Here is a 25,370-nt window from a genome sequence, read left to right on the forward strand (position 1 = left end):
CGGGAGCTCAGCGTGCGAACAGCATGGCCTCGGGTTCAGCGAAGCCCTTGAACTCGAGCGCATTGCCCGCCGGGTCGTACAGGAAGAAGGTGCCCTGCTCGCCGGGCGCACCTTCGAATCGGATGCGCGGGGCGATGACGAAGTGGACGCCGGCTTCTTGCAGCCGGTCCGCCAGGGCGCGCCACTGCGCCTTGGTCAGGACCACGCCGAAATGCGGTACCGGGACGGCGTCCCCGTCCACCGGGTTGTGCGTGGCGGACCGATGCGCGTCGGGGATCTGATGCACCACGAGTTGATGCCCGAAGAAGTTGAAATCCACCCAATGCGCCGCGCTCCGGCCTTCGATGCAGCCCAGCGTGTCGCCGTAGAAGGTCCGCGCCGCGGCGAGGTCGTCGACGGGAATGGCGAGATGAAAGGGGCAGGGCATGGCGGTCGGGTAACTGGTGCCGGCTGAGCGACGCGTGGTCTCAGCGCGCCATGCCGCGATAACGCGCCGCACTGGCCAGACCGAGCGCGCGGCCGTGATCGCGGTAGTAGCGCTTGGCGCAGAGGTTCTGATGGTGCCAGTAGGCCTTCAGAAAAAGCGGTAGCTCGGGAATCCAGAAGCGCTCTTCAAGCGGTTGCACGGGTGCGATGGCCCCCAGCGTGACGTCGGCGACGACAATGCCGGGGCCTTCCTGCGCCTGGCGTTGAGCAAGCACGCGGCCCTCGGCATCGACGATCTGCGTGCTGCCGACGAAGGCCGTGTCGTAGGGTGGCGCCCAACGCAGACCGGGTGCCACCAGGAAGCCGGTGCGGAAGTGACCGCAATGCGATGCCTGCAGCACGGGTGCGCCGAGCCGCCGCGCGAACTCCGCCGGCGCATTCTCGGAAAGGTAGCGGTTGTACTGGCCGATGGCGGCGAGACCCCGGTCGACGGCGCGCCCCCAGTTGGAGGGCATCGTCCACCAGTGCGTGCCGGTCATTGCGACCTGGACCCGGCCCAGCATGCGGCGCACGGTCTGGGTGCGGATCAACTCCCAGCACACCGCCGCACCGACGCCGCCCAACTGGGTGTCGAAGACGCCGTCGTCGTTGCCAGGCCCGTAGAAGGCGTTTTCCCACATGGTGGGCAGATCCTTGTCGTGGCAGTGCACGCTGCCGTCGGGTTCGACCAGGTGATAGCGATTGGCGATGGCGTCCCCGTCGGCGATCAGCATGGAGCCGCCAATCCAGCACTGGTGACGCGCCGCCAGTCGGCGAAACAGGTCCACGGCCGCATTGTTGGGCGGCAGTACGGCCTCGTGGGCGCGCGGGTCGAAAGGCAGCCGCGAGGTGCAGAATTCCGGAACCGCAATCAGCCGGGCCCCTGCCTGGGCGGCCTCGTCCACCAGGGCCTCGATGCGTGCCAGATTGGTGGCGATATCGCCGACTTCGGCCTCCAGTTGTACGGCGGCGGCTCGGAGGGTGGCAGGTGGTGATATGGCGGAAGGGCTGCTGGACACGCGGGAACTCCTTGTCGGCATCAATCAAGTCAATGGATGCCCACCTTAGCGGGCACACGCGGCGTCGTGCGCGGAAGTGGGTGGCTGTGGCGGGCGCAGGTTTCTGTCAGCGCAGCACCGGCGGGTCGCTGCGGTTGCTTGCATACCAGTCTTCGAAGTGCTGCAGGGCGTCCAGCCAGGGGCGCACCGCTGGCCAGTCCCGTTGCGTCATCGTCACCTGCGCCTCATGGGCCTGGCGCAACACATCGCGTTGTTCGCGGGCGCCGCGGCACAGTGCGCTGGCGGTTTCCTCGGCGGAGGGCATCTGCGCCAGCGCCGTCTGCATCTTTGCGAGCTGTTCTTCGGGGACGCCCATGGCGCGCATTTCCGCAATCAAGGCCCGCTGTTCCTCGGCGGAATCCGCGGGCATGTCCATGGAGGCACTGGCATCGGGTGCGCAATAGCGCTGGATCTCGGCATCGGCATCCGCACGCTCGCGGGCACGATTCTCTGTCTCGTTGATCGCACTGACGGCGCCCCAGATCCGATCCGCGTGGGCGTCGAAGCGCGCGGCACCATAGCCCGACGCATCGAGTAGCGCCCGCCGCTTCTCGGCAAAGGCCAGCGGCAAGTCGTCATAGGCGTCGGCCTGTCGCGCCATGCGGCGCTGCAGCCTGGCCGTTTCAATGCGCAGTTCAAGCCATTGGCGCACGTCGCCCTGGCTCAGCGCGGCGCCGTCCGTTTGTGCAGGCGCGGAGGGGCTGGCAACCATCAGCAACAACACAGTAAGGGCGTACAGCGGCAGGCGCAGGCTGGGGCGGCGGCGCTGCAAAAAGCGCAAGAAGGAGGCGGGTGCGGGGCGCATGGAGGCGTCCGGTACGGGTGGGGATTCCCTTGTAGCGGATCGCCGGCCGCAAGAAAAGGCCGACGCCCGCACGCGACGGGCGTCGGCCGGTCAGGATCAGCCGAGTCGGATGACCGAATTCAGCAGCAGGCGTACCAGCATGGTCTGGCGCGTCACGCCGGTCTTGCAGAAGATGGAGCGCAGGTGGGTACGCGCGGTATTGCGCCGCACATTCATTTCCTCGGCGGCCTCGTCGAGGGTCAGGCCCTCGGTCAGCAGCAGCGCCAGCGTGGCTTCCATGCGCGTCAGGCCGAACAGGCGGCGCACGAGTTCGTGCGAGGGCTGGGCTGCATTGGCCTCCGGGTCGCGCAGGTAGACCACCGCGGCGGGGCGGTACTTGCCTTCGGAATACTTGCCGGCGGGCACGGTCTTGACCAGCACGCCCAGAGTGGCCCGGCCCGACGGGCGGGTGATGGCGATGGCATCGACCATGGCGGGGGACGTCTCCTGGCCTTCACCGCTGCAGGCACGCCGGATGATGCGATGCAGCTCGCGCTCTTCCTTGACGCGGTCGAGCCGCAGCGCGTCGCGTGCCAGCCAGATGCCGTCCTTCTCCCCGAGGATGCGTCGGGCTTCCTCGTTGGTCTCGATGATGTTGCCCTGCTCGTCGTAGCTGATGATGCCGAGCAGCATGCGATTGATGGTGCCGGCGAAGAGCTGGCGCTCCGTCTCAAGCAGATCGAGCTTGGTATGCAGCTGAATGGCGCGCTTGAGATGCGGCAACAGGAAGCGAACGAAGTCCTTGTCTTCCTCGGTGAAGACCTTGTCATCCTCCGTGCGCGTAATGCGCAGACGGCACTCGACGCCGTCCTTGGTGTAGAGATCGGCACCGAGCAGATGGCGGATGCCGAGCGGCTTGAGGTACTCGGTATAGACCGTACTGTTCAGCCATTCCTTGCCCACCATTTCCTCGGCGGTGACAACCTGACCCTCGTCCAGACGGACAAAGGGGTCGATGGACGAGAAACGGGTGGCATAGGACTCGGTGGCCTGCTGCGTGGTTTCACCGGTGTTGATCATGACGCCACTGCTCTCCGGTGACGGCGGGCGCAGCATCAGGGTGACGTGTTCGGCGCTCAGGCGCTCCTGCACCATGCCCATGGCCTCCTTCCACGGCGGCGTGGAAAGGGCGCCGTCGTAGATCGCTCCGACGAGGGCATCCAGGCTTTGAAAGGCTTCCGAACCGGTCAGCTGTGCGATCTCGCTGACGGTCATTTCAGGGTGCGCAGCTTCGCGCGCCTCCATCAGTGTGGTCTGACTTCGGGCCATGCTGTTGGTCTCCTAGGAACATGCCTACGGGGGCTCTAGTAATTAGTATTTCCGTCATCGTCGTGCATTGCGTGACGAATGTCGAGTCTGGCTGCTTTGGCTCATCCGTCCGAGGTAAGACGCCCTACCGTTTCGGCCGCCACCATGCAGCCTCCAAAAATATGCGCAGCGGGAGTGCAGGACGCAATGAACGACGAACAAGGGATGAAGGCGGCCATGCAGGCCTACATCGATCATTTCAACGCGGCGGATCCTGAGGCCATCGTGCGCCTGTATGCCGAGGACGCGACGGTGGAAGATCCCGTGGGAAGCCCGGTACGACAGGGCCGCGAGGCCATCACCGAGTTCTATCGGATGGCGGTGCAAACGGGGGCGCGGCTGACGCTTGCGGCACCCATTCGTGCTTCGCACAGCAACGCCGCGGCAATGGCGTTTGATGTTCAACTGACCATGCCCGAAGGGCCGAGTGTGATCCGGGTGATCGATGTGATGACCTTCAATGACGCCGGAAAGTTCCAGTCCATGCAGGCCTACTGGGGGCCCTCCGACATGGAATCGCTCGCCGACTGAGGCGAGGATGCCGGCGGCCTTTGCCGCCGGCGGATCCGGTCGTATGAATCAGCTTTCGAAGACGTGCTCGAGCGGCGGCTTCTCGTTGACTTCCTGCTTCAACTCCACCACCCGCCGTTCGCTGCGCTTGGCCGGCACCTCGTCGCGGTCGACGTAGAACTGCTCGTACCACTCGCGCAGCTGATAGATCGGGCCATCGCCATCGCACAGCAGTGGATTGTCGACGCGCACCTTGTTGTGCCAGATCTCCACGTCCTCCGAGAAGGCCTTGCAGGTCAGGTCGACGTATTGCTTGATCATGTCGTTGCAGGCCGCTTCGTCCATGCCCGGAATCTTCTTGACCATGACGCCAAAGCGCAGCTCGAAGCGGTTCTGGTCCACCGGCACGTGCGTGTTCAGCAGGATCGACTCGATCGGAATGCCGTGGGCCTCACCGAACATGTGGGTGATGTGGTAGGCCGGACCGAAGTAGGTTGCGATCGTGGTCAGGTAGGCGTTGGGGCCGGCGAGGCGCTCGTTCTTGCCCACCATGATCTGCGTGGCCTTGTGGCCTTCGAAGATGTTGGCGAAGTACTCGACGCTTTCCGAACCATGCACCGGCGTGAAGTGCGACATGTCGGCCTGGTTGTCGATCAGTTCGCGGCAGTTGGTGCCGATGTCCCACTTCACGATATGCCACTCCGACCACTCGTCGGAGAAGGCGTGGTCGATGCGCGGGATGGCCTGCTCGGCCGGCGGCTCGCCGCCTTCCGGATCATTCCAGACGAAGAGCAGGTTGTTCTCCTCGCAGGTGGGCCAGGAGCGCACGCGTGCCTTCGGGGGGATGCGCTTGCAGTAGGGGATCTCGGTGCACTTGCCGTCGCCACCCCAGTGCCAGCCGTGGAAGCGGCAGACCACAGCGTCGCCCTTGACCTCACCGAGGCCGAGGTCGGCGCCCATGTGCGGACACCAGGCATCCAGGATGTGCACCTTGCCGCTCTCGCCCTGGTAGGCAACGAGACGGGTGCCGAAAATGTTGAGGCTGTGGGGCTTGCCGTCCTTGTAGTCGGCGGCAAGGCCGAGGCAGTGCCAGCCCCGGGCATAGCGCTCCGGCGGTTCGGCTGCTTCGATCGTATGCATCGGCGCCTTGCCGGCGGCGGGGCGAATTGCAGTGGCCATGCGCTAACTCCAGTCCATTTATAGCGATAACGCGGCGCAGTGTTGAGCGGTGGCCAAAGTGGTGCATCACCCATTTGTGTGAGTGCATTGCGGCAAGTTAGACAAAGTGCAACGTAGTCATTTCGGACGATGCCCACGCGCGAGGAGCCCGATGTAATGCGATGCATCGTGGAAGAGTCGTGCCAATGCCATGGCCTTCCAGCCGCACGTCAGCAGGAGATCGTCATGCAAAGCAACGCCCAGAGCGCCGTGTCCGTGGTCAGTCCCGAAGTGCTGTTACAGCGCGCCCGTGACCTGGTTCCGAAGATCGCAGAACGCGCCCCGGAAACGGCCCAGAATCGTCGCATCCCGGATGAAACCATCCAGGAACTCCAGGACGCCGGCCTGTTCCGCGTGTTGCAGCCCAAGGCCTACGGCGGCTACGAGATGGACCCGAATGTCTTTTACGACATCGCCATGATCCTTGCCGAAGGCTGCATGTCCACCGCCTGGGTGTACGGCATCGTCGGTGTGCACAACTGGCAGCTCGCGCTGTTCGACCCGCGCGCCGCCGAGGACGTCTGGAAGGACGACACGTCCACGCTGGTCGCCTCGACCTACATGCCGAAGGGCCAGGTCACGCCGGTCGAGGGCGGTTTCAAGTTCAGCGGTCGCTGGGGTTTCTCCAGTGGCATCGATCACTGTGAGTGGGTGCTGCTCGGTGGTCTGATCTTCAACGAGGGCCAGCCGCCGGAATACCGCACCTTCCTCGTGCCGCGCTCGGATTTCCGCGTGGAGGACACCTGGCACACGATGGGCCTGAAGGGCACCGGCAGCAACGACATCATCGTCGAAGACGCCTTCGTGCCGGAATACCGCACGCACAAGGCTACCGACGGCTTCAACGGCACCAACCCGGGCAAGGACACCTTCACCGCGCCGCTGTACAAGATTCCCTTCGGTCAGATCTTCGTGCGCGCCGTGTCCTCGGCCGCCATCGGTGCCCTGGTCGGCGCGACCAAGGTCTTCCAGGACTGGGCCACCGACTGGACCGGCAACATGGGTTCGAAGACCGCCGAGCAGGCGCCCGCGCAGATGGCGGTGGCCGATGCGTTGGTGGCTGCGGATGAGATGAAGCTGGTGCTGCACCGCAACTTCGATGAGATTCTCGACAGCGTGCGTCAGAACAAGCCGCTGTCCATCGAGCGCCGCCTGCACTTCCGCTACCAGGCAGCGCAGGTGGTGGATCGCTGTGCCGAGCGTGTTTCGCGCCTCATGGGTGCGGCCGGTGGCCGCGGCATCTTCACCGACTTCTCGCTGCACCGGTATTTCCTGGATGTGCACACCGCCCGTGCGCACTACGCCAACAACGCGCACATGTTCGGCAGCAACTTCGGTGGCGTGATGCTGGGTCGCGACAACACCGACGTCTTCATCTAAGAGCGCGATCATGAGCGAGGCAGCGCGCAACTGGGACGAGGGCTTCGACGTCGTCGTCGTTGGCTCGGGCGCAGGCGGCATGACAGCCGCCCTGCGTTCACAGGCATTGGGGCTTTCGAGCATCGTGCTCGAGAAGACTGATCGTTACGGTGGCACCACTGCGGTCTCGGGGGGTGGCATCTGGATCCCGTGCAACGATCAGATCCCCGGTGTCGGCGGCAGCGACAGCTACGAGGAGGCGCTCGACTACATGCGCCACCTGACGCGCGGCGAGGTCCCGGAATCGCGCATCGCGGCCTATCTCAAGAGTGCACCGGAGATGGTGCGCACGCTGGCCGAAGAGGCCGACGTGCACTTCCGCTCGGTGCGCAAGTATCCCGACTACTTTCCGGATACGCCGGGTGGCAAGCCGGGCTACCGCACCATGGAGCCGGCTGCCTTTGATGCCGCGCGCCTGGGCACGCTGTTTGACGAGCAGCGCGAACCCTATGCGGGCACCCAGTTGATGGGACGCATCTCCATGGACCAGGTCGAAGCCCACACCCTGTTCACCAAGGGCAAGGGGTGGATTCGCCTGACACTGGGCATGATGTGGCGCTACTGGACCGATTTCCGCTGGCGCCGTCGCACCAAGCGGGACCGCCGCCTCACGCTGGGGCAGGCATTGGTGGGTTCCCTGCGCGCCGCACTGCAGCGCCAGCAGGTGCCGCTGCGCCTGAATACCTCGCTGGTGTCGCTGGTGGAAGAAGGCGGTCGCGTGGTCGGCGTCGAGGTCGATGGCCCCAACGGCCGGCAACGGGTCCAGGCGCGGCGCGCCGTGGTGCTCGCGACCGGCGGCTTCGAGTCGAATCAGGAGATGCGTGAGCAGTACCTGCCGGCACCGACCCGCGCCGAGTGGACGGCGGCACCCGGAGTCAACCACGGTGAGGGCATCCGCGCCGGCCAGGCACTGGGAGCGGACTGCGCCTTCATGAATCTCACCTGGGGCACGCCCACCGTGCACATGCCGGGCGTGACGCCGCAGCCCGGGCTGTTTGTGGAGCGCGCGCTGCCGGGCAGCCTCATGGTTAACCAGCGGGGCGAGCGCTTCTGCAACGAGGCCGGTCCGTACACGGAAGTGGTCTACGCGATCTATCGCAACCACGAGGCCACCGGCGCCTGCGTGCCGTGCTGGTTCATTTTCGACGGCCGCTTCCGCAAGAATTACCCCGCCGGTCCGACCCTGCCGGGCAGTATCCAGCCGGACAGCAAGCTTCCCAAGGATTGGTGGGACAAGGTGATCTATCGCGCCGATTCACTGGAGGCCCTGGCCGCCAAGATCGGGGTGGACGCCCAGGGCCTGCAGGCCTCGGTCGAGCGCATGGCGCAGCACGCCGCACGCGGCGTCGATACCGAGTTCGACAAGGGCGGCAATGTCTTTGACCGCTACTACAGCGACCCAAGCGTCGGGCCGAACCCCTGCCTGGGTCCGGTGGAAAAGCCGCCCTTCTACGCACTGCGTGTGGATCCGGGCGAAATCGGTACCAAGGGCGGCTTGCTCACCGACGATCACGCACGGGTTCTGCGTCAGGCCGACGGTCAGGCGATACCGGGGCTCTACGCGGTCGGCAACTGCTCCGCCGCGGTGATGGGACGCACCTACGCTGGACCGGGCGCCACCCTGGGTCCGGCCATGACCTTTGCCTACATCGCCGCGCAGGACATCGCGCGCCAGGCCGAGGCACAACGACAAGCCGCCTAGAAGAAGACGCCGCACCGCAGTGCGGCACAGCGAGGAGAAAGCATGCAGCGACTGGAGGGCAAGGTCGCCCTGGTCACCGGTGGGGGACAGGGTGTCGGGCAGGGCATCGCGTTGGCGTTGGCCGCGGAAGGTGCACACGTGGCCGTCATGGGACGGACCGCCGAGCGCCTGCAAGAGACGGTGGACGGTGCTCGCAGCCGCGGCGTCCAGGCCATCGCCGTAAGCGGGGACGTCAACGACGCCCAGGCGCTGGCGGCGGCCGTGGATACGGTCGTGCGCGAGCTCGGCGGCCTCAATATCCTGGTCAATAACGCCCAGCAGGTCCCGCTGGGTCGACTCAACGATGTCGAGGAAGAGGCCTTCCAGGCCGGCTGGTCGTCGGGCCCGCTGGCCACCTTCCGGTTGATGAAGCTGGCCTACCCGCATCTGCGCGGCGATGGCAACATCATCAACCTGGCCTCACCGGCGGCCATGCGCTGGGATGCCGGCGGCTACGGCTGCTACGGCGCGGTCAAGGAAGCCATCCGCCAGCTCACCCGCGCCGCGGCCTGTGAATGGGGCAGTGAAGGCATCCGCACTAACGCCATCCTGCCGCTGGCGAGTTCTCCGGCCATGGCCTGGTGGATGCGGGAATACCCGGATGAATCCCAGGCCTTTGTGCAGACGGTGCCGATGCAGCGGATTGGCGACTGCGAGGCCGATATCGGCCGCTTCGTTGCCAGCCTGTGTTCGCAGGACTGTGCCTATGTCAACGGTCAGAGCATCGCGCTCGATGGCGGACAGGCGCGCATTGCCTGAGGCCGAGGCGGCACGCGACTGGGCCTTCACCCCGCTGACGCTGGGGCCCTTGCGGCTGCGCAATCGTTTCATCAAGTCCGCCACCAACGAAGGCATGGCGCCGGCGGGCGTCCCCACGCGTGCTCTGGTGCAGCACCACCGCAGCATGGCCGCCGGAGGCGCCGCCATGACCACCGTGGCCTACTGCGCAGTGGAGCCGGACGGCCGTACCTTCGAAGATCAGATCACGCTCGACGCCGACACCATCAAGCACCTGCGCGTGCTGACCGACGCCGTGCACGCCGAAGGCGGTGCCGCCTGTGCGCAGCTCACCCATGGCGGCTGCTTCACCTTTCTCCCCAAGCTGGCCACGCGCTATCCACTGTCGGCATCCGGCGGAATTAACCCGCCGGGCATGATCGCCGGCCGGCCTTTCAAGTCCGCCATGGCGCTGTCGGATATGGCGCGCATCACCGACGATTTCGTCGCCGCGGCGCAGCGCGCCCGCGAGGCGGGCTTTGATGCCGTCGAGCTGCATATGGGGCATGGCTATCTGCTCAGCCAGTTCCTGTCGCCGCTCTATAACCGGCGCACGGATTTCTGGGGTGGCAATGCGGAAAAGCGGGCGCGCTTTCCGGCCCAGGTGCTGCGCCAGGTGCTCGATGCGGTGGGCGACGACCTGGCCGTGCTGTGCAAGATCAGCGTGGTGGAAGGGCATCGGCGCGGCGCTGTGCTGCAGGATGTCGTCACCACGGTGAAGGCATTGGAGCGCACCGGTGCGCATATGGTGGTGCTCTCCGGCGGCATGAATGTCGAGGCTCCCTGGCAGATCTTCGGCAGCAACATGCCGGCCGAGGCCGTTACCCAATTGCAGAACCCGGTGGTGCGCACGGCCAGCCGCGTGATGCGGCTGTGGGAGCCGAAGGTTCCCTTCCGCGAGCTGTACCTGCGCAGCTACTCGCACCGTATCCGGCAGCAGGTGAACATGCCGCTGGCCTATCTTGGGGGTGCCAAGAGCATGGACGGCATTGCCCAGCTGCAGGCGGATGGCTTTGACGCTGTGGTGATGGGGCGCGCCCTGCTGCACGATCCCGGCCTGGTAAACGGCTTTGCCGGCGGTGACAAGACGGAATCCGGTTGTACGGCCTGCAATGCCTGCATCGTCACCATGTACGAGCCGGGCGGCACCCATTGCGTGCTCACCGGCACGGGTGATCCCGAAGCCAATCGGCAGCCGGCGGCGGCATGACCACCGAGCCGCTGGCAATCACTGCATGGGCGCAGGCGCGGTTCGCGCCCTTTGCGGGCCGGCATGCGGTGATCACCGGCGCGGCCAGTGGCATTGGCTACGCCACGGCGCAGGCACTGGCTGCGCTGGGCATGCGGCTGACCCTGCTGGATGTCAACGCCGAGACGGGGGCGCACGCTGCGCACCACATCGCCGCCGAGACCGGCGCCGAGGTCCGTTTTGAAGCGCTGGATCTCAGCGACCTGGCGGCCGTGCAGCGGCTGTGCGCCGCATCGGCGTGGCCGGGCGTGGACCTGCTCATCAACAACGCCGGCATTCTGCCGCCACTGCGGCGGCGCACCACCGCGCAGGGATACGAGCTGGCCTTTGCCATCAGTGTCTTCGGCCATTTCGCCCTGACCGCCGGATTGTGGGAGCAACTCGAGACGCAGCCGGCGGCGCGGGTGGTTTGGGTCAGCAGCCTGGTGCACCGCCAAGCACGCATCGACCTGGAGGATGTGCATGGCGTGCGTGCCTATGAGGCACAGCGAACCTACAACCAGGCCAAGCTCGCCAGCCTGATGCTGGCGCTGGAGTGCGAGGCGCGGGCGCGCGCGAGCGGCAGTCGCGTGACCTCGCTGGCAGCGCATCCGGGGGTGGCCAAGACCGGCATTGGCCATAGTCGCGACGGGCAGCCGCGTCGCGGGCTGCACGACCACCTTACCGACATTGCTTTCCACACCGTCATGCGCCTGCTCGGACGGCCGCCCGAGCTCGCGGCGCGCCCCATCGTGCAGGCTGCGGTGGATAGCGCAATTCCGGGCGGGAGTCTCTTTGGCCCGGGCGGACCGGGTGAAATGGCGGGGCGCTTGCGCCTGCTGCAACCCGCCGCGGCGGCGCGCGACGCCCAAGCCCGCCAGCGCCTGTGGCGCCTGTGCGAAGACGCCATTGGCAGGCCCTTCGCCATGCCAGAGGCCCAAGAACCACTACAAGGGAGGAGTACCGCATGACCGAACGTGATCGTGCGCTGGCCATCATCTGGTTTGCCTACGCCGTGGCCATTGCCGCGGGCGCTCTGACGCTCTGGATTGTGCCCGGCGACCCGCTGTGGCGGGCATTGGTGGCGGACATCGTGGCCACGGTGGTGATCTGGCTGTTCAGCCGGGCCTACCGCAATTCCAGCTTCTACGACGCCTACTGGAGCGTGATTCCGCCCCTGCTGGGCTTCTACTGGTGGTGGGCGGCCGGCTCGGCGGCCGACCCGCGCGCGGGCATCGTGCTGGCACTGGTCTGCTTCTGGGCCGTGCGCCTCACCTACAACTGGGCACACCACTGGACCGGATTGCAGCATGAGGATTGGCGTTACCCCATGGTGCGTGATCGGCATCCCCGCATGGCGCTGTTCACGGATTTCTTCGGCATCCATTTCTTCCCGACCATCCAGGTCTTTCTGGGCTGCCTGCCGCTCTACGCCGCGGTGAGCCTGGGGGGCGGCCCGTTGAACTGGCTGGACGCGCTGGCCATCGTGGTCACGCTGGGTGCCGTGTTCATCGAGATGATCGCCGACATCCAGTTGCGCGGCTTTCTCAAGACCGCGCAGCCGGGCGAGGTCATTCGTAGCGGGCTGTGGGGCTGGTCGCGGCACCCGAATTACTTCGGCGAGATCAGTTTCTGGGTGGGACTGATGCTCTTCGGTCTGGCAGCCTATCCGGAGGGCTGGTGGTGGCTCATCATCGGCGCCATTGCCATGACGGTCATGTTTGCCACGGTCAGCATCCCGATGATGGAAAAGCGCAGTCTCGAGCGTCGCCCGGCCTATGCCGAGGTGATGCGTGATGTCCCGATGCTGATCCCGCGCCCACCGCGTCGCTGAGCACCATGGCCGCACCGCATCCGTTGACCGTTCCCACCCACGCGGCCACCGCCGTGCCGGCGGGGTGGTACACCGTCGCGCACGGTCCAGCGCTTCCGGCCGGTGGCCTGCAGCCCGTGCAGGTGGGCGGCATCGATCTGGTGGTCTATCGCGCCGACGATGGCAGCGTGCATTGCGCGCACGACCGCTGCCCGCATCTGGGCGGGCGCTTCTCCTGCGGCGGTTCCGTCGACGGCGATTTGCTGGTCTGTCCGGTGCACGGCTTCGCCTTTGATCGCGACGGCGTCTGCCAACGCACCGGCTACGGCGGGGCGGCGGCACCCAAGGCGCGGACCCGGCAATGGCCCTGCATGGAATGCAATGGCTGGATCCTCGTCTGGTTCCATCCCGAGGGCGCGCCACCGGCCTGGCAGCCCGAGCCGGTGTCGCCGGCCGACTATGGCCCGGCCACGGTGTGGTGTGATGCGGTCGACGCCTCGGTGCAGACCATCATGGAGGGCATCGCCGACCAGGGTCATCTGGCAACGGTGCACGGCTACGATGCCGTGGCCCGCGAAGCCGCCTTCGACACCGAAGGCCCCTGTCTCACCACGGCCTATCGCTTCAGCAATGGCAGCGACGGCCCCGCGTGGTTGCCGTCGGCCCTGCGCCGGCGCCTGGCCAGCAGTGAGCAGGTGCGCTTCGACTATCGCGCCTGGGGCCTCGGCTATTCCGTCACCGATGTTGAGATCCCACGGCTCGGCCTGGGTATGCGCACCTTCGTCAATCCCACGCCGCTTGGCCCGGGTCGCAGTCTGCTGTGGCATTCGATGGCGCTGCGCCGGATCACGCAGCGCGAGCGCATTCATCCGCTGATGCGACTTCTGCCCACAGGAGCGGTGGAAGCGCTGATGCAGCGCGTGCTGCGCCGGGGCTATCTGCGCGATATCCACGACGACATCCGTCTCTGGCAGACATTGGCACCGCCGGTCGAACCCGCGCTTGCCGCCGGCGACGGGCCGATCGCCAAGCACCGCCGCTGGGCAGCCCAGTTCTACGCCGCGCCCGTCGCGGACTAGGGGCGGGCGGCCAGGGGCGGCGCCGCCAAAGCGAGGGCGGAAGCGCGCCTCAGAAGCACCACTGCAAGGCCGCGATGCGCCCCTGGCGATCAAAATCGAAGAGTGCCAGGCCGTGGCCCGCATCGCTGCGGATGCTGGCCGTGACCTGGGTGCCGGCTGCCATCACCTTGTGCCATTGCAGTCCGCTCGCCTGCGCGAACAGAGCATCGAGATCGGCAAGTGGCACGCCGTCCACTTCGAAACGGGGCTCCGGCGCAAGCTGCGCCGTGGCCACGGCTCGCTCGTGGTTGCGCAGCGCGCGCAGCAGCATCTCCGCGCGTCGGCGGCCGTGTGCGCCGATGCCGCCGAAGCCGCGCGCAAAGCCGACGGCACCGGCCATGCCCTGCTGCGCCAGCATGTGGCGCGTCAGCCCGGCATAGGTGCGCACGCCCAGCCAGCCCTGGCTGAGGCTTTGCCGCACCATGCTGGCAAGTTCCCAGTGCGCATACAGTCGGTGAATGCGCAGCGCGCCGTCAGCCGTTGTGGTGAGCTGATAGCGCAGGTGCGCCGGCACGCTCAGCGCCAGGCCCGTGGCCATGCGGGTATGAATGGTCACATCGCGCCAGACGAGGTCCTTGCAGACGCCTTCGTGGTCGACTTCGAAGGCGACGTCGTTGGGTGCGATGAAGGTGTCGTAGAAGCGCGCGATCGCTTCCGGGCCGAGGTGGGGACGTGCCCCCACCGGATCGTGCACCTCGGCATCTTCGCTGAACAGGCCCAGCCAGGTGTCGCGGTCATGCCGCGCCACCGCCTCAGGCGAGGCCTGCACGCAGGCCAGCATGGCCGCGATTCGGCTGCTAGAGGACATAGGGGATCAGCGCGCGGCGCTCGCGCGGATAGTCGGGGAACTGCTCGCGGTACCAGCGGTGGGTCGCCAGTGCGCGCGGCACCAGATTCGACGCCGAGATGAGCAGGATCATCACCCCGGGCAAGCCCCAGGTCAGGATGGCGAAGCCGGTCCAGGCGATGATCTCGCCGAGATACTGCGGATTGGACACCCAGCGGAAGCCGTAGCCATAGGGGATGCGATAGCGCGGCGCGTCGGCGGGCGGATTCGGGGGGCGCAGGTGCCGCATCACCGACTCCGAGGTCAGGATCAGGAACAGCCCGAGCGCGTAGATCGCCAGCCCGATGAGAAAGCGCGGGTCCGTCAGCCATTGTGGGGTCAGATGGCTGCCGTACTCGGTGAACCACATCGCATGCAGATAGCCGTGGATGGCGGTCACGAACATGCCCATGGCCATGACCATCAGGCTGAAGCTGCTACGCGCACCCGGTGCGGCGCGGATGGCGAGCGGGAAGAACCAGCCCCGGTTGCCGTAGTGCAGCAACCAGAGGCCGGCGAGCACCAGCGTCGTCGTCGTCCAGGCCTCGGGACTGCTCTGCAGGAAGAAGAACAGAAAGACGACCGTGGCCGGAATCTCCATCAGCCACCAGCCGAGCTTGGGATGCAGATTGACACCGCTGCCCTGCGCGAAGCGGCCGTAGGGCGCCGGTACGAAGATGCTGCCGAGCAGTGTCACGGCGGCAAAGGCCAAGCCAACGGCCAGTACCGTGTCGAACACCGGATCGCCGGTATACCAGGTCATGCCATCACTCCTTGTTCATGGCGAGCCGTCTCCGAAGGCCGTGCGAGTCACGCCGCGAAGACGGAAAGGCGCGCGGCGTGCGCGCTTGGATTCACTCCACACCCGGCGCGCCGGGAAAGCCGACGTAGTACTGGCCGGTGAGCATGCCGCCGTCGACGGCGATCTCGGAGCCACACAGATAGGCAGCCGCGTCGCTGGCGAGGAAGGCGCTGACACGGGCGACCTCGTCAGGGTCACCGACACGCTGTAGGGGCACCATGCTGTAGCGCTTGTCGACTTCCTTGCGTTCCTCGGCGAAAGGATTGCCCATCGAGGTGTCCACGCCGCCCGGATGGACCGAATTCACCCGCACGCCGCGGTGGCCGTACTCCATGGCGGCGACGCGCGTCAGCCCGCGGATCCCCCACTTGCTGGAGCAGTAGGCGCCCAGGCCGTTGGCGCCCTTCATGCCGTCGGCGGAGGAGATATTGACGATGGAACCCGCGCCCTGCGCCAGCAGCGTCGCGCCGATGATGCGGGTTCCCAGGAAGGTGCCGCAGAGGTTGATATCCAGCACATTGCGGTAGTCCTCCAGGCTGGTGTCCTGAAGGGTGCGGAAGAGCAGCACGCCGGCATTGTTGACCAGCACATCGATGCGGCCAAAGGCATCCAGCGTGGCGTCGCGCACCGCTTCCCAGCTGGATGCTTCGCGGACATCGTGATGCTGAAAACGCGCGACCGCGCTGCCCAACTCCTCCTCCAGTGCCTTGCCTTCCGTGTCGAGCACGTCGGCGATCATCACGCGCGCCCCTTCGGCCACGAAACGGCGCACGGTGGCCGCGCCCATTCCGCGTGCACCGCCCGTGATGATGGCCACCTTGTCCGCCAGCTGTGCCATGTCGTCTCCCTCTTGTTGTCGTGGACGACATGCTTGCGCAGGCCACGACGGGCCGGCCTCATGCAAACGGAGCAGCGCGGCCCGCAGCGGCCGGAGCCAGTCTGGCGGACCGGCTGAGCGGTACCGCTACTGGACGATGGCGGGGTGGGCCTGCACCGGTGCGCCCAGCATCTCACGGTGCGAGGGCGGCACACGCCCATCGCGCTCGGCGATGCCGTATTCCTGGGCCAGTTCGGCGCCGACCACGGTCTGACCGGAACGCTCGGCGCGCTTGGGATCGTTGTAGAGCGCGCTGATGATGTGCCCGGTGAACTCAGGCGTTTCCGCGATCTCCCAGAAGCCGGCGTACTTCTCCGGCTCGCGCGCCATGACGCGGCGGGTGCGGTCGGTCTGCAGCATGCCCATCCAGATAGAGGCCGTGGCCACGTTGTGCGGCTTGAAATCCACCGCCATATCGGCCGCGAACTTGTCGACCGCCACCTTCTGGGCGCCGTAGGCCGGGCCGTGCATGTAGCAGCGCGCACCAAAGGACGAGGTGAACACCACCAGGCCGCCGCCGCGTGCCACCAGCAGCGGTGCGGCGTACCAGCTCGCCACATAGCCGGAGCGGATGCCCACATCGAAGACCCGCGTCATGTCGAGCGGCTTTTCCCAGAAGGGGCCGGGCTCGATGAGCTGGTCGTGCAGGAAGGTGGCGTTGTTGACCAGGATGTCGAGGCCGCCCTGCTCGCTGCGCACCCGATCGAAGAGGTCGGCGACCTGGCCGTCGTCGCCGTGGTCGCAGACGGCGGCGATGCCCTGGCCACCTGCGGCCGTCACCAGCTCCGCGGTATGGGCCACGGTGCCCGGCAGGTCCGCGTCGCCTTCGTTGACGGTGCGCCCGGTGACGTAGACGGTGGCGCCGTGGCTGCCCAGCGCCACTGCGATGCCCTTGCCGGCGCCACGCGAGGCACCGGTGACAACGGCCACCTTGCCGCTCAAATCCTGGTTGCTCATGCTGTCTCCTGCTGCATTGTTTTGGCTGCCTCGTCACGCAGGGTGTACTTCAGCACCTTGCCGGAGGCATTGGTAGGAAGGTGATCGCGGACGGCAACGAAGCGCGGCACCTTGTAGTTGGCCATCTGCTCGCGGCACCATCCCTTGAACTCGGCTTCGTCGAGGCTGGCGTCGCCGCGCGGCACGATGAAGGCCATGCCGACCTCGCCCATGCGCGCATCCGGCACACCAACCACCGCGACCTGGCCCACCGCCGGATGCGCGGCGATCAGGCGCTCGATCTCGGCGGGGTAGCAGTTGAAGCCACCGCAGATGTACATGTCCTTCAGGCGGTCGGTGATGCGCAGGTAACCGTGTTCGTCGAGGCTGCCCACATCGCCGGTATGGAACCAGCCGGCCGCGTCGATGGCGCGCAGGGTCGCGATGCGGTCATCGAGGTAGCCCTGCATCACGTTGTAGCCGCGCACGACGATCTCGCCGGTCTCGTTGGGGCCCAGGAGATGGCCCTCGTCATCCATGCAGCGCACGTCGATGTCGCGGATCGGGCGGCCGCAGGTGCTGACGATGGTCTCGGCGTCGTCATCGGGCGCGCACAGCGTGACGATGCCGCAGGTCTCGGTCAGCCCGTAGCCAGTGAGCACGATCTCGAAGCCGATCTCCTTGCGGATGCGCTCGATCAGGCTGGGTGCGACCGCTGCGGCACCCGTAATGGTGGCGCGCAGGCTGGACAGGTCGCGTTGGCCCTGCTGCAGCGCGTCGAGCAGGCTGACGAAGAGCGTTGGCGGCCCGGGCAGCACGGTGATCGCGTCCTTCTCGATGCGGTCGATGACGGCATCGGCGTCGAATACGGCCTGCGGATACACCGCCATGCCGTGCATCAGTCCGGCCAGCCAGCCCACCTTGTAGCCAAAGGCGTGGAAGAAGGGATTGACCACCAGATAGCGGTCATTGCTGGACAGCGCCATGGTGCGCGACCACTCGCGGATGACGCGCAGATTCTGCCCATGCGCGGTCACCACGCCCTTGGGCAGGCCGGTGGTGCCCGAGGTGAACATGATGTCCATCACCGTGTCGCCGTCGATGGTGGCAATGCAGCGATCCACCTGTGCCGTGGCATCCTCCGGCGCCTGCGCCAGGAAGGCGTCCCAGTCGAGGGTGTCGCCTTCGGCGTCGTGCAGGGCGACGATATGCTCCAGGCTGTCCGGCCGGTGGCCTTCGATCAGGCTGGGGTAGTACTCGCCCAGGAAGCGGCCGGCGCAGAACAGCACCCGGGCGCCGCTTCTTTCGAGGATGTAGCCGGCTTCCTGGCCGCGCATGCGCGTGTTGATCGGCACCAGTGCCGCTCCCAGGCTGTGGATGGCCAGGGCCGCCATCACCCACTGCACGCTGTTGGGCGCCCAGATGGCGACGCGATCACCGGGCGTCACGCCCAGTGCGAGCAGGGCGCCGGCCGCGCGATAGCGAATGGCGTCGAGTTCCTTGTAGGTGGTGACCTGGCCGTTCTCATCGACCAGCGCGGGACGATAGCCGAAGCCCCGTACCACGTTGGCGAAGACCGCCGGTGTGCTTTGTGGTTGATTTGCCTTCATTCCAGATGTCGCATGCGCAATTAAGAGGATGTCGGCCGACCGGGGCCGCGCGGTTTCCGACTGTGGCAGGCATCGGCAAGGCCTTTACCGGCCATCGGGGGATCGCGCTGGGGCAGGGGCGTCATGGATGCGTTGCGCCGGCGGAGCTCAATCGCCCCACATGGACCAGCCGTTGTCGACGCGCATTTCGGCGCCGTTGACGAAACGCGATTCGTCGGAGGCCAGGAAGAGCACCATGGTGGCGATGTCGCGCGGCTCGGCGATGCGCGCCATGGCTTCCTCCATGTCCTTCATCTCCGGCAGTTGTCCGGGCTGCACGGTCTCGTGCAGGTGCGCCACCATCGGCGTCTTGATGCCGTCGGGCACGACGGCATTGCAGCGAATGGCCAGGCCATGGCGCTTGCAATGCGCGGCCACGCTGCGGGTCAGCGCGCTGACGGTGCCCTTGGAGGCGCTGTAGGCCGCGAAGGCGGACATGCCGAGAATGGCCGAGATCGAGGACATATTGATGATCGAGCCACTCGGGCGCTTCTTCATCGCTTCCAGGCCGTACTTGCAGCCCAGGAAGTAGCCGTCGGCGTTGGTGGTCTGGATCTGGCGCCACAGGTCGAGGGAGGTCTCCTCGATGCTGCCCGCACGCAGGATGCCGGCATTGTTGACCAGGATGTCCACGCCTCCGAAAGCGGCCTCGGTCTCCGCGATCACGCGCTGCCAGTCGGTCTCGGAGGCGATATCGTGCGCCATGAAGCGTGCGGCATCGCCGAGCGCTGCGGCGGTCTCGCGGCCGCGCGCCTCGTCGATATCGGTCAGCACCACGCGGGCACCTTCGGCCACCAGCAGGCGGGCGTCCTCGGCGCCCAGTCCTCCCGCGGCTCCGGTGACGATGGCGACCTTGTCCTTGACTCGATCCATGGGCGGCGATTCCTGTGGCGTGTGGGCGGCGGTCGGGCTCAGCCCGCCTTGCGGTCGGCGGTGATGGTGGTGTCCTGCAGCGCGGGCGCCAGCGTGGCGACACTGCGTCCGGCGCGGCGGCCCGACCAGAAGCAGTCCGCCAGCGACAGGCCGCTGACATAGCCGTTGGAGGCCAGTCCCACCGCTGCACGGCCGGCGGCGAAAAGGCCGGGGATGCCATAGCCGTCCGCATCCAGCACCTGGCCGTTGTCTTCGTCGATGCGCAGCCCGCCCAGCGTGATGGCGGGACAGGGGAAGGTGGGGTTGTCGGCCGAGATATTAAGTGCGTAGAAGGGCGCTTCGCGCAGCGCGTGGCGCATGCCGTCGGACTTGCCCAGCGGGTCTTCGCGCTGCTGGTCGATGGCGTCGTTCATGGCGTGCGCTGCCCCTTCCAGCGCTGCCGTCGTCATCTTCAGTCGAAGGGCCAGACCAGCCAGCGTGCGTGCCCGCGGCGCAAACCACATCATCAGTAGCGCGGGAATGCTCTGGAAGGCCCAGAGCTTGCCGAACAGGGCTTCGCGAATGGCGCGCCGTCGGGTGTCGCGGTCGATGATGAGCCAGGCGCGGCCGCCATGCGCCTCGCACATGCGCACGCCAAGGCGGGCGCCGTAGACCTCTTCGTTGCAGAAGCGCTGGCCTTCCTCGTCCACGATCAGCCCTTCGGGCCACGGCGACGGGGGGTTGATGAAGCGCCAGGCCGATACCTTGTTGAGCCGCGCGCATTGCCCGCCGACGCTCTGCCCGAGGCGGATGCCGCTACCGTCGCAGCCAGTGGCGCCAAGGCGCAGATTCCTGCCGTAGGCCGGCGCATGTGTTGCCACCATGTCGCGGTTGAAGATGAAGCCACCGGTGCTGAGCACGACGCCGTTGCGCGCTTCGATGTGCTGAATCTCGGCAAAGCGGTCCTCGATGAGGCGGGCCTTGGCGCGCAGCCGGTCGGCGAAGCCGCCGGCCACGTTGTGCACGCGCTGCGCCAGACGGCTGAGCCGGCGATGACGCCGCGCCGCTTTGGACCCCTCGGGCAGCACGGCTACCTCGACGCCGAGCACGCGGCCGGTGACCTGATCGACCACCAGCCGCCGCGTGGCGGTCTGTGTGCGCACGCGGATGGGCCGGTCGGCGACCGCGGCGCGCAGATAGCGGTAGAGCGCCGCGCCGGACATGCCCTTGGCGCGACAGCGGTGGCCACGAGGCGCAGGGGCAGCGATGGCGGCATTCTCAGGCACGGCTTCGTTGCCCGAGAAATAGAGGTACACGCCGTCGCGGGGATAGGAGGTCTTGGGGGGCTTCGGCTCGCTGGCGAAGGGCACGCCCAGCGACTCCAGCCACTGCAGCAGATCCACGCTCTCCTGGCAGAAGCGATCCAGGGTTTCCGGGCTGACGGCATCGCCCACTTCGGTGGCGAGATAGCGCGCCATGGCCGCTGGCGTGTCGTCGTAGCCGGCCGCCTTCTGATAGGCCGTACCTCCGCCGGCGTAGACCACGCCGCCGCTGAGTGCGGTGGCGCCGCCGCCATCGAAGCGCTCGCAGATCAAAACGTCGGCACCCTTGTCGCAGGCCTCGATGGCGCTGGCGGCGCCGGCGGCACCGAAACCCACGACCAGGACTTCACAGTGGTCGTGCCAGTGCATGGTGGCCGCGTCCACATAGTGCGGTGCGTCGATGGGCAGTGTGCCGTCACCCGGTGTCGGGTGGACGGCGGAAGGGCTAGCCATGGTTGCTCAGAGATGGTGAGGCAGGATCATGATTATTCGCATGCCGGCGTGACGGGCTTCGTCCGGAATGACTACCTTCCGGTCACGAGGTGCCCACCGCGAGCGCTGCGGGGACGTTGTGATCAAAGCATTTTTCCTCGACACGCTCGGTGATGCGCCAGCCCGCCTCGGTGCGCTGCCAGCGGTCGTGGTACCAGAGACCCAGGAAGAAGGTCTGCTCCGTGCCGTCCTCCAGCCGGACCGTCATCGGATTGAAGCAGGCGCTGCGCGAGCGGGCCGCGTCACCCTCCACCGTGATCGCCACATTGCCGATCAGGTGGTAGTAGGCCGGGAAGTGGGGCAGAACCTGCGCCAGCCAGGCCTTCACCTCGGGGAAGGCGCCCTTGATGCCGCCCATCGCGGTGTAGTCGATCCAGGCATCGGCGGTGAACACCGCGGTCAATGCCTCAAAGTCGCGCGTGTCGATGGCGTTGACGTACTGCACCATCACCGCCTCGATCTCCGCCCGGTCGGACAGGGCTTGCAGGCTCAGCATCGGTCTCTCCTCCAGAATGCAGAGGCCTAGGCTGCGCGCTGTGGCGCCGGGCCACGTCCTCAAAACGGCGTAGATGCTTGCGGCCGTCCCGCTGTGACGCTTCACCCCAACAGACGACGTAGTGCGCACAGCGGCTCGGGACAATGTCCCGTCAAACCCCTGATAACAAAACTATGGATGGCGATACCCGCGACATCGGCGCGTTTGGTCGTGCCTGCGACACAGCAACGAGGCACGCACCGCAAGCACAGGGGCTGAGCGAGGCCCCACGATGAGCGAGCAGCCTACGAGCCGGTTCGACCGCGGGCGGGATCGTATCGAGCGCGGCTTTGCGCGCTGGGGCGCCTTCTGTCATGACCACCCGTGGTGGATCATCACCACGCTGCTGGTCGCGGTGGTGTACTTCTCGACCTGGCTGCCGACCATGGAGGTCGACACCTCCAACGAGAGCTATCTGCGCGAGACCGACCCGGCGCGCGTCACCTACAAGGCCTTCCAGGACGAGTTCGGCAAGGACGAGCGGCTGGTCATCCTGGTGGAGAGCAACGCCGACATCGTCAACGACGCCTTTCTGCGCCAGCTCCGGGCCTGGCATGAGCGGCTCGAAGCCGTGCCGCAGGTCGACAAGGTCGACAGCCTGATCAACGCCCGCTGGATGGAAGGCCGCGGCGACGAGCTGCTGGTTGAGGAGCTGCTTGAGGACTGGCCGCAGAGCGCGGCGGAATTCGATGCCCTGCGCAGCCGCATCGCCGCCAATCCGCTCTACCAGAACCATTTCGTCAGTCCGGACCTGCGCAAGGCCGCGCTCATCGTCACGCCAGACACCTATACCGCCAGCTACTCGCGCGAGATGGCGTCCATCGATGCCGCCGATTTTGATTTCGCCTCCGGCTTCGGCGATGACCCGGTCGGTGCGGACAGCACAGCGTCGGAAGAGGAGGCGGTCGCCGAAGAAGACCGCTTCATCACTGACCAGGAAATCTACGCGATGATCGACGAGATCCGCGGAGCCAAGGCGGATTTCGCGCGGCCGGATTTCCAGATCAGCATTTCCGGCTCGCCCTTCATCATGCACCAGCTCACCTTCATTCTCGGGCGGGACATGTTCCTGTTCTCGGGCGTGGGCATTGTTCTGATCTCGGTGCTGCTGTTCGCGGTCTTCCGGCGCTGGGTGATGGTGGTGCTGCCGATCACAGTCTCGGCGCTGTCGCTGTACTTCACCTTTGTGCTGATGTGCTTCTTCGGCATGGTCATCACCACCGCGGTGCAGATTCTGCCGTCGCTGTTGCTGGCCATCGGCGTCGGCAATTCCGTGCACATCTTCACGGTCTACTTCCAGGCCATCGACCGCGGCGACGACAAGCGCCAGGCCCTGCAGTACGCGCTCGGGCATTCCGGCTTTGCGGTATTGATGACCGGCCTGACCACCGCCGGCGGACTCGTCTCCTTCATCACGGCCGACCTCAAGCCGGTGGGGGACATCGGCATCATGGCCCCAGTCGGCATTCTCAGCGCGCTCCTGTTCTCGCTGGCGCTGCTGCCGGCCCTCATCGCCGTGACGCCCTTCCGCAAGCAGGGGCTACGCGATGACAGCTCCGGTCCATTTCAGCGCTTCCTGAGCTGGTGTGCGGATGTCTCCACCGGATACCCCAAACGCGTCGCGGGCATCTGGTTCGTGCTCATCGCCGTCTCGCTCGTGCTGGTGTCGCAGATCCGGCCCAGCCACTATCCGCTGAACTGGTTCCCCGAGGGCTTCGAGGTGCGCGAGGCCACCGAGACCATCGACGCCCACTTCGGCGGCGCCACCTTCTCCGAGATCATCGTCGATACCGGCGAGCGCAACGGTCTGCACGACCCCGAGCTGCTGCATGCCGTGGACCGGGCGCTTCGCTTCATGGACGAACTCAATGTGCACGGCGTGCAGTCCGGCAAGGCGGTATCGCTGATCGACATCAACAAGGAGCTGCACCAGGCGCTCAACGAGAACGACCCGGCCTACTACGCCATTCCGGACAGCCGGGAGCTCATCGCCCAGGAGCTGCTGCTGTTCGAGAATTCCAGCAGCGACGATCTCGATGATCTGGTCGACACCAGCTTCAGCAAGATGCGCATCACCGCCAAGATGCCCTTCGTCGATGGCGTGCTCTATCCCGATTATCTGGATGCGGTGCAAAGCGGTTTTCGCGACATCATCGGCGACCGCGCGGAACTCACCTTTACCGGCGTCATCATGTTGCTTGCCGGCAGCGTCAAGGTGCTGATCAGCGACACCATCAAGGCCTACAGTCTGGCCTTTCTCATTGTCGCGCCCTTGATGATGCTGCTGGTCGGGTCGGTGCGCACGGGCCTGATCAGCATGATTCCCAATCTGGCACCGGTGATTCTCACCATGGCGCTGATGCCGCTGCTGGGCATTCCGCTGGACGCCTTCACGCTGCTGGTGGGCTCGATCGCGCTGGGACTGGCGGTGGACGACACCATCCACTTCATGCACAACTTCCATCGTTATTACGCCCAGACGCGGGATGCGCGCACGGCGGTACGCGAAACGCTGCGCACCACCGGCAAGGCCTTGATGATCACCTCCATGGTGCTGTCGCTGGCTTTCTTCGTGAATCTGATGGGCACGATGGACAACCTCAAGCACTTTGGGCTGCTCACCGGCGTCTGCATCATCGTCGCCTTCCTGGCGGACGTGCTGCTGGCCCCCGCGCTGATGACGCTGCTCACGCAATGGAAAGAACGCAAATGGAAGGAGCAACGCGCATGACGACCCTGATCAAGCGACTGATGCTGTCTCTCACCCTGCTTGGCCTGCCGCTGACGGCGAATGCGGAGCTGTCCGCCCGCGACATCATGGAAAAGGTGCGCGACCTCGACGACGGCGACAATGCCACCATGGACATGACCATGATCCTGGTGGATGCCGATGGCGACACCCGCGAGCGCCAGATTCGCTCGTTCCGCCGGGATGCGCCGGACAACCCCGAGGATACGCAGAGCATTATGTTCTTCCTTGGCCCGGCCAACGTCGAGAACACCGGTTTCCTGACCTACGACTACGATGACGGTGACAAGGACGACGACCAGTGGTTGTACCTGCCGGCCCTGAAGAACGTGAAGCGCATCGCGGCGGCGGACAAGAGCGGCAGCTTCATGGGCTCGGATTTCACCTATGCCGACATGAGCAGCCCGAATATCGACGACTACCGCTACGAAATCATGAAGGAGACGCAGGTCGGCGAGCACGCGGTCTGGCAGATTCTGGCCACGCCCACCAATGACGACGAAATCGAGCGCACGGGCTACAGCAAGTCGGTCTTCTTCGTCCGCCAGGACAACTTTGTCATCATCCGCGCCGTGAACTGGCTGGCCGACAGCCCGCGCATGAAATTCATGGAGGTGCGCGAGCTGAAGCAGATCGACGGCATCTGGACGCCCATGGAAATGGTCATGACCACCAAGAAGGGCAAGAAGACCGAGCACGCCAGCGTGCTGCGTTGGCAGAACGTGCAGTACAACCAGGACCTGGACGACGAGCTGTTCACCCAGCGCCGTCTGCAGCGTGGGTTGTAGGCACACCGCCGCCAAGCACGGATGAGGGTGGGGGCGCACAGCA

The 25,370-nt window shown here is 66.3% G+C and carries 23 protein-coding genes; 10 read left to right on the top strand and 13 right to left on the bottom strand.

Annotated elements, in window-relative coordinates:
• Nucleotides 1-7: 7 nt before the first annotated feature.
• The 4 genes from ACOOFO_RS06455 to ACOOFO_RS06470 all read right to left on the bottom strand — a co-directional run bounded on the left by ACOOFO_RS06455 (nt 8) and on the right by ACOOFO_RS06470 (nt 3,636).
• Nucleotides 8-427, bottom strand: coding sequence for a VOC family protein (locus ACOOFO_RS06455; RefSeq protein ID WP_420429109.1), 420 nt, complete (start codon nt 425-427; stop codon nt 8-10).
• A gap of 40 nt (nt 428-467) precedes the next feature.
• A complete protein-coding gene (locus ACOOFO_RS06460; RefSeq protein WP_420429111.1) occupies nt 468-1,484 on the bottom strand; it encodes a carbon-nitrogen hydrolase family protein in 1,017 nt (338 codons plus the stop codon).
• Nucleotides 1,485-1,590: 106 nt separating this feature from the next.
• Nucleotides 1,591-2,328: a hypothetical protein gene (locus ACOOFO_RS06465; RefSeq protein ID WP_420429113.1), complete on the bottom strand. Its 738-nt coding sequence runs from the start codon at nt 2,326-2,328 to the stop codon at nt 1,591-1,593.
• A 96-nt stretch (nt 2,329-2,424) separates the two neighbouring features.
• Nucleotides 2,425-3,636: a helix-turn-helix transcriptional regulator gene (locus tag ACOOFO_RS06470; protein WP_420429115.1), complete on the bottom strand. Its 1,212-nt coding sequence runs from the start codon at nt 3,634-3,636 to the stop codon at nt 2,425-2,427.
• Between the two features lie 186 nt (nt 3,637-3,822).
• On the opposite strand from ACOOFO_RS06470, the gene ACOOFO_RS06475 reads away from it, so the two are divergent.
• Entirely contained in the window at nt 3,823-4,206 is a 384-nt protein-coding gene (locus ACOOFO_RS06475; RefSeq protein ID WP_420429117.1) for a steroid Delta-isomerase, read from the top strand.
• Nucleotides 4,207-4,254: 48 nt separating this feature from the next.
• On the opposite strand, the gene ACOOFO_RS06480 is transcribed toward ACOOFO_RS06475, so the two are convergent.
• On the bottom strand, nt 4,255-5,364 hold the full coding sequence (locus tag ACOOFO_RS06480) for a Rieske 2Fe-2S domain-containing protein (protein WP_420429119.1): 1,110 nt from the start codon (nt 5,362-5,364) through the stop codon (nt 4,255-4,257).
• A 225-nt stretch (nt 5,365-5,589) separates the two neighbouring features.
• Here ACOOFO_RS06480 and ACOOFO_RS06485 point away from each other — a divergent pair, with 225 nt between their 5' ends.
• The 7 genes from ACOOFO_RS06485 to ACOOFO_RS06515 are packed head-to-tail and all read left to right on the top strand — an operon-like array spanning nt 5,590 to nt 13,460.
• Entirely contained in the window at nt 5,590-6,783 is a 1,194-nt protein-coding gene (locus ACOOFO_RS06485; RefSeq protein WP_420429121.1) for an acyl-CoA dehydrogenase family protein, read from the top strand.
• Nucleotides 6,784-6,793: 10 nt separating this feature from the next.
• A complete protein-coding gene (locus ACOOFO_RS06490; RefSeq protein ID WP_420429123.1) occupies nt 6,794-8,524 on the top strand; it encodes an FAD-dependent oxidoreductase in 1,731 nt (576 codons plus the stop codon).
• Between the two features lie 42 nt (nt 8,525-8,566).
• Nucleotides 8,567-9,322 carry an SDR family NAD(P)-dependent oxidoreductase gene (locus ACOOFO_RS06495; RefSeq protein ID WP_420429125.1) on the top strand — a complete coding sequence of 252 codons (756 nt, stop codon included), beginning with the start codon at nt 8,567-8,569 and terminating at the stop codon, nt 9,320-9,322.
• On the top strand, nt 9,297-10,550 hold the full coding sequence (locus ACOOFO_RS06500) for an NADH:flavin oxidoreductase (RefSeq protein WP_420429127.1): 1,254 nt from the start codon (nt 9,297-9,299) through the stop codon (nt 10,548-10,550). Before ACOOFO_RS06495 ends, ACOOFO_RS06500 begins: the two co-directional genes overlap by 26 nt.
• The gene (locus ACOOFO_RS06505; RefSeq protein WP_420429129.1) at nt 10,547-11,539 is read left to right on the top strand and encodes an SDR family NAD(P)-dependent oxidoreductase; all 993 of its coding nucleotides are present in this window, start codon (nt 10,547-10,549) and stop codon (nt 11,537-11,539) included. Before ACOOFO_RS06500 ends, ACOOFO_RS06505 begins: the two co-directional genes overlap by 4 nt.
• Entirely contained in the window at nt 11,536-12,402 is an 867-nt protein-coding gene (locus ACOOFO_RS06510; RefSeq protein WP_420429131.1) for a DUF1295 domain-containing protein, read from the top strand. The genes ACOOFO_RS06505 and ACOOFO_RS06510 overlap by 4 nt, the downstream gene beginning before the upstream one ends.
• Nucleotides 12,403-12,407: 5 nt before the next feature.
• Entirely contained in the window at nt 12,408-13,460 is a 1,053-nt protein-coding gene (locus ACOOFO_RS06515) for a Rieske 2Fe-2S domain-containing protein (RefSeq protein WP_420429133.1), read from the top strand.
• Between the two features lie 49 nt (nt 13,461-13,509).
• Here ACOOFO_RS06515 and ACOOFO_RS06520 read toward each other — a convergent pair whose 3' ends face one another.
• From ACOOFO_RS06520 to ACOOFO_RS06555, 8 genes are all read right to left on the bottom strand, one after another.
• Nucleotides 13,510-14,307, bottom strand: a complete 798-nt coding sequence (locus ACOOFO_RS06520) for a nuclear transport factor 2 family protein (protein ID WP_420429135.1) — start codon at nt 14,305-14,307, stop codon at nt 13,510-13,512.
• Nucleotides 14,297-15,088 carry a 3-oxo-5-alpha-steroid 4-dehydrogenase gene (locus ACOOFO_RS06525; protein WP_420429137.1) on the bottom strand — a complete coding sequence of 264 codons (792 nt, stop codon included), beginning with the start codon at nt 15,086-15,088 and terminating at the stop codon, nt 14,297-14,299. The genes ACOOFO_RS06520 and ACOOFO_RS06525 overlap by 11 nt, the downstream gene beginning before the upstream one ends.
• Before the next feature lie 91 nt (nt 15,089-15,179).
• Complete coding sequence (locus tag ACOOFO_RS06530) at nt 15,180-15,965, bottom strand: SDR family NAD(P)-dependent oxidoreductase (protein WP_420429139.1); 786 nt, start codon at nt 15,963-15,965, stop codon at nt 15,180-15,182.
• A gap of 126 nt (nt 15,966-16,091) precedes the next feature.
• Nucleotides 16,092-16,961, bottom strand: a complete 870-nt coding sequence (locus ACOOFO_RS06535) for an SDR family NAD(P)-dependent oxidoreductase (RefSeq protein ID WP_420429141.1) — start codon at nt 16,959-16,961, stop codon at nt 16,092-16,094.
• Nucleotides 16,958-18,550, bottom strand: coding sequence for a FadD3 family acyl-CoA ligase (locus ACOOFO_RS06540; protein ID WP_420429143.1), 1,593 nt, complete (start codon nt 18,548-18,550; stop codon nt 16,958-16,960). Before ACOOFO_RS06540 ends, ACOOFO_RS06535 begins: the two co-directional genes overlap by 4 nt.
• A gap of 147 nt (nt 18,551-18,697) precedes the next feature.
• The gene (locus ACOOFO_RS06545) at nt 18,698-19,462 is read right to left on the bottom strand and encodes an SDR family oxidoreductase (RefSeq protein ID WP_420429145.1); all 765 of its coding nucleotides are present in this window, start codon (nt 19,460-19,462) and stop codon (nt 18,698-18,700) included.
• 38 nt (nt 19,463-19,500) lie between these two features.
• Nucleotides 19,501-21,216 carry an FAD-binding protein gene (locus tag ACOOFO_RS06550; RefSeq protein WP_420429147.1) on the bottom strand — a complete coding sequence of 572 codons (1,716 nt, stop codon included), beginning with the start codon at nt 21,214-21,216 and terminating at the stop codon, nt 19,501-19,503.
• 82 nt (nt 21,217-21,298) lie between these two features.
• Nucleotides 21,299-21,751, bottom strand: coding sequence for a nuclear transport factor 2 family protein (locus tag ACOOFO_RS06555; protein ID WP_420429149.1), 453 nt, complete (start codon nt 21,749-21,751; stop codon nt 21,299-21,301).
• A 271-nt stretch (nt 21,752-22,022) separates the two neighbouring features.
• On the opposite strand from ACOOFO_RS06555, the gene ACOOFO_RS06560 reads away from it, so the two are divergent.
• Nucleotides 22,023-24,521: an efflux RND transporter permease subunit gene (locus ACOOFO_RS06560; protein WP_420429151.1), complete on the top strand. Its 2,499-nt coding sequence runs from the start codon at nt 22,023-22,025 to the stop codon at nt 24,519-24,521.
• The gene (locus ACOOFO_RS06565) at nt 24,518-25,327 is read left to right on the top strand and encodes an outer membrane lipoprotein-sorting protein (RefSeq protein WP_420429153.1); all 810 of its coding nucleotides are present in this window, start codon (nt 24,518-24,520) and stop codon (nt 25,325-25,327) included. Before ACOOFO_RS06560 ends, ACOOFO_RS06565 begins: the two co-directional genes overlap by 4 nt.
• Nucleotides 25,328-25,370 lie beyond the last annotated feature (43 nt).

It is taken from the genome of Algiphilus sp. (assembly GCF_965216485.1).
GTDB lineage: Bacteria > Pseudomonadota > Gammaproteobacteria > Nevskiales > Nevskiaceae > Algiphilus.

Excerpts from the sequence above, each read along its gene's own strand:
- ACOOFO_RS06455 (WP_420429109.1), bottom strand. The coding sequence starts at position 427 with ATGCCCTGCCCCTTTCATCTCGCCATTCCCGTCGACGACCTCGCCGCG.
- ACOOFO_RS06465 (WP_420429113.1), bottom strand. The coding sequence starts at position 2,328 with ATGCGCCCCGCACCCGCCTCCTTCTTGCGCTTTTTGCAGCGCCGCCGC.
- ACOOFO_RS06470 (WP_420429115.1), bottom strand. The coding sequence starts at position 3,636 with ATGGCCCGAAGTCAGACCACACTGATGGAGGCGCGCGAAGCTGCGCAC.
- ACOOFO_RS06475 (WP_420429117.1), top strand. The coding sequence starts at position 3,823 with ATGAACGACGAACAAGGGATGAAGGCGGCCATGCAGGCCTACATCGAT.
- ACOOFO_RS06480 (WP_420429119.1), bottom strand. The coding sequence starts at position 5,364 with ATGGCCACTGCAATTCGCCCCGCCGCCGGCAAGGCGCCGATGCATACG.
- ACOOFO_RS06485 (WP_420429121.1), top strand. The coding sequence starts at position 5,590 with ATGCAAAGCAACGCCCAGAGCGCCGTGTCCGTGGTCAGTCCCGAAGTG.
- ACOOFO_RS06490 (WP_420429123.1), top strand. The coding sequence starts at position 6,794 with ATGAGCGAGGCAGCGCGCAACTGGGACGAGGGCTTCGACGTCGTCGTC.
- ACOOFO_RS06495 (WP_420429125.1), top strand. The coding sequence starts at position 8,567 with ATGCAGCGACTGGAGGGCAAGGTCGCCCTGGTCACCGGTGGGGGACAG.
- ACOOFO_RS06500 (WP_420429127.1), top strand. The coding sequence starts at position 9,297 with ATGGCGGACAGGCGCGCATTGCCTGAGGCCGAGGCGGCACGCGACTGG.
- ACOOFO_RS06505 (WP_420429129.1), top strand. The coding sequence starts at position 10,547 with ATGACCACCGAGCCGCTGGCAATCACTGCATGGGCGCAGGCGCGGTTC.
- ACOOFO_RS06510 (WP_420429131.1), top strand. The coding sequence starts at position 11,536 with ATGACCGAACGTGATCGTGCGCTGGCCATCATCTGGTTTGCCTACGCC.
- ACOOFO_RS06515 (WP_420429133.1), top strand. The coding sequence starts at position 12,408 with ATGGCCGCACCGCATCCGTTGACCGTTCCCACCCACGCGGCCACCGCC.
- ACOOFO_RS06520 (WP_420429135.1), bottom strand. The coding sequence starts at position 14,307 with ATGTCCTCTAGCAGCCGAATCGCGGCCATGCTGGCCTGCGTGCAGGCC.
- ACOOFO_RS06525 (WP_420429137.1), bottom strand. The coding sequence starts at position 15,088 with ATGACCTGGTATACCGGCGATCCGGTGTTCGACACGGTACTGGCCGTT.
- ACOOFO_RS06530 (WP_420429139.1), bottom strand. The coding sequence starts at position 15,965 with ATGGCACAGCTGGCGGACAAGGTGGCCATCATCACGGGCGGTGCACGC.
- ACOOFO_RS06535 (WP_420429141.1), bottom strand. The coding sequence starts at position 16,961 with ATGAGCAACCAGGATTTGAGCGGCAAGGTGGCCGTTGTCACCGGTGCC.
- ACOOFO_RS06540 (WP_420429143.1), bottom strand. The coding sequence starts at position 18,550 with ATGAAGGCAAATCAACCACAAAGCACACCGGCGGTCTTCGCCAACGTG.
- ACOOFO_RS06545 (WP_420429145.1), bottom strand. The coding sequence starts at position 19,462 with ATGGATCGAGTCAAGGACAAGGTCGCCATCGTCACCGGAGCCGCGGGA.
- ACOOFO_RS06550 (WP_420429147.1), bottom strand. The coding sequence starts at position 21,216 with ATGGCTAGCCCTTCCGCCGTCCACCCGACACCGGGTGACGGCACACTG.
- ACOOFO_RS06555 (WP_420429149.1), bottom strand. The coding sequence starts at position 21,751 with ATGCTGAGCCTGCAAGCCCTGTCCGACCGGGCGGAGATCGAGGCGGTG.
- ACOOFO_RS06560 (WP_420429151.1), top strand. The coding sequence starts at position 22,023 with ATGAGCGAGCAGCCTACGAGCCGGTTCGACCGCGGGCGGGATCGTATC.
- ACOOFO_RS06565 (WP_420429153.1), top strand. The coding sequence starts at position 24,518 with ATGACGACCCTGATCAAGCGACTGATGCTGTCTCTCACCCTGCTTGGC.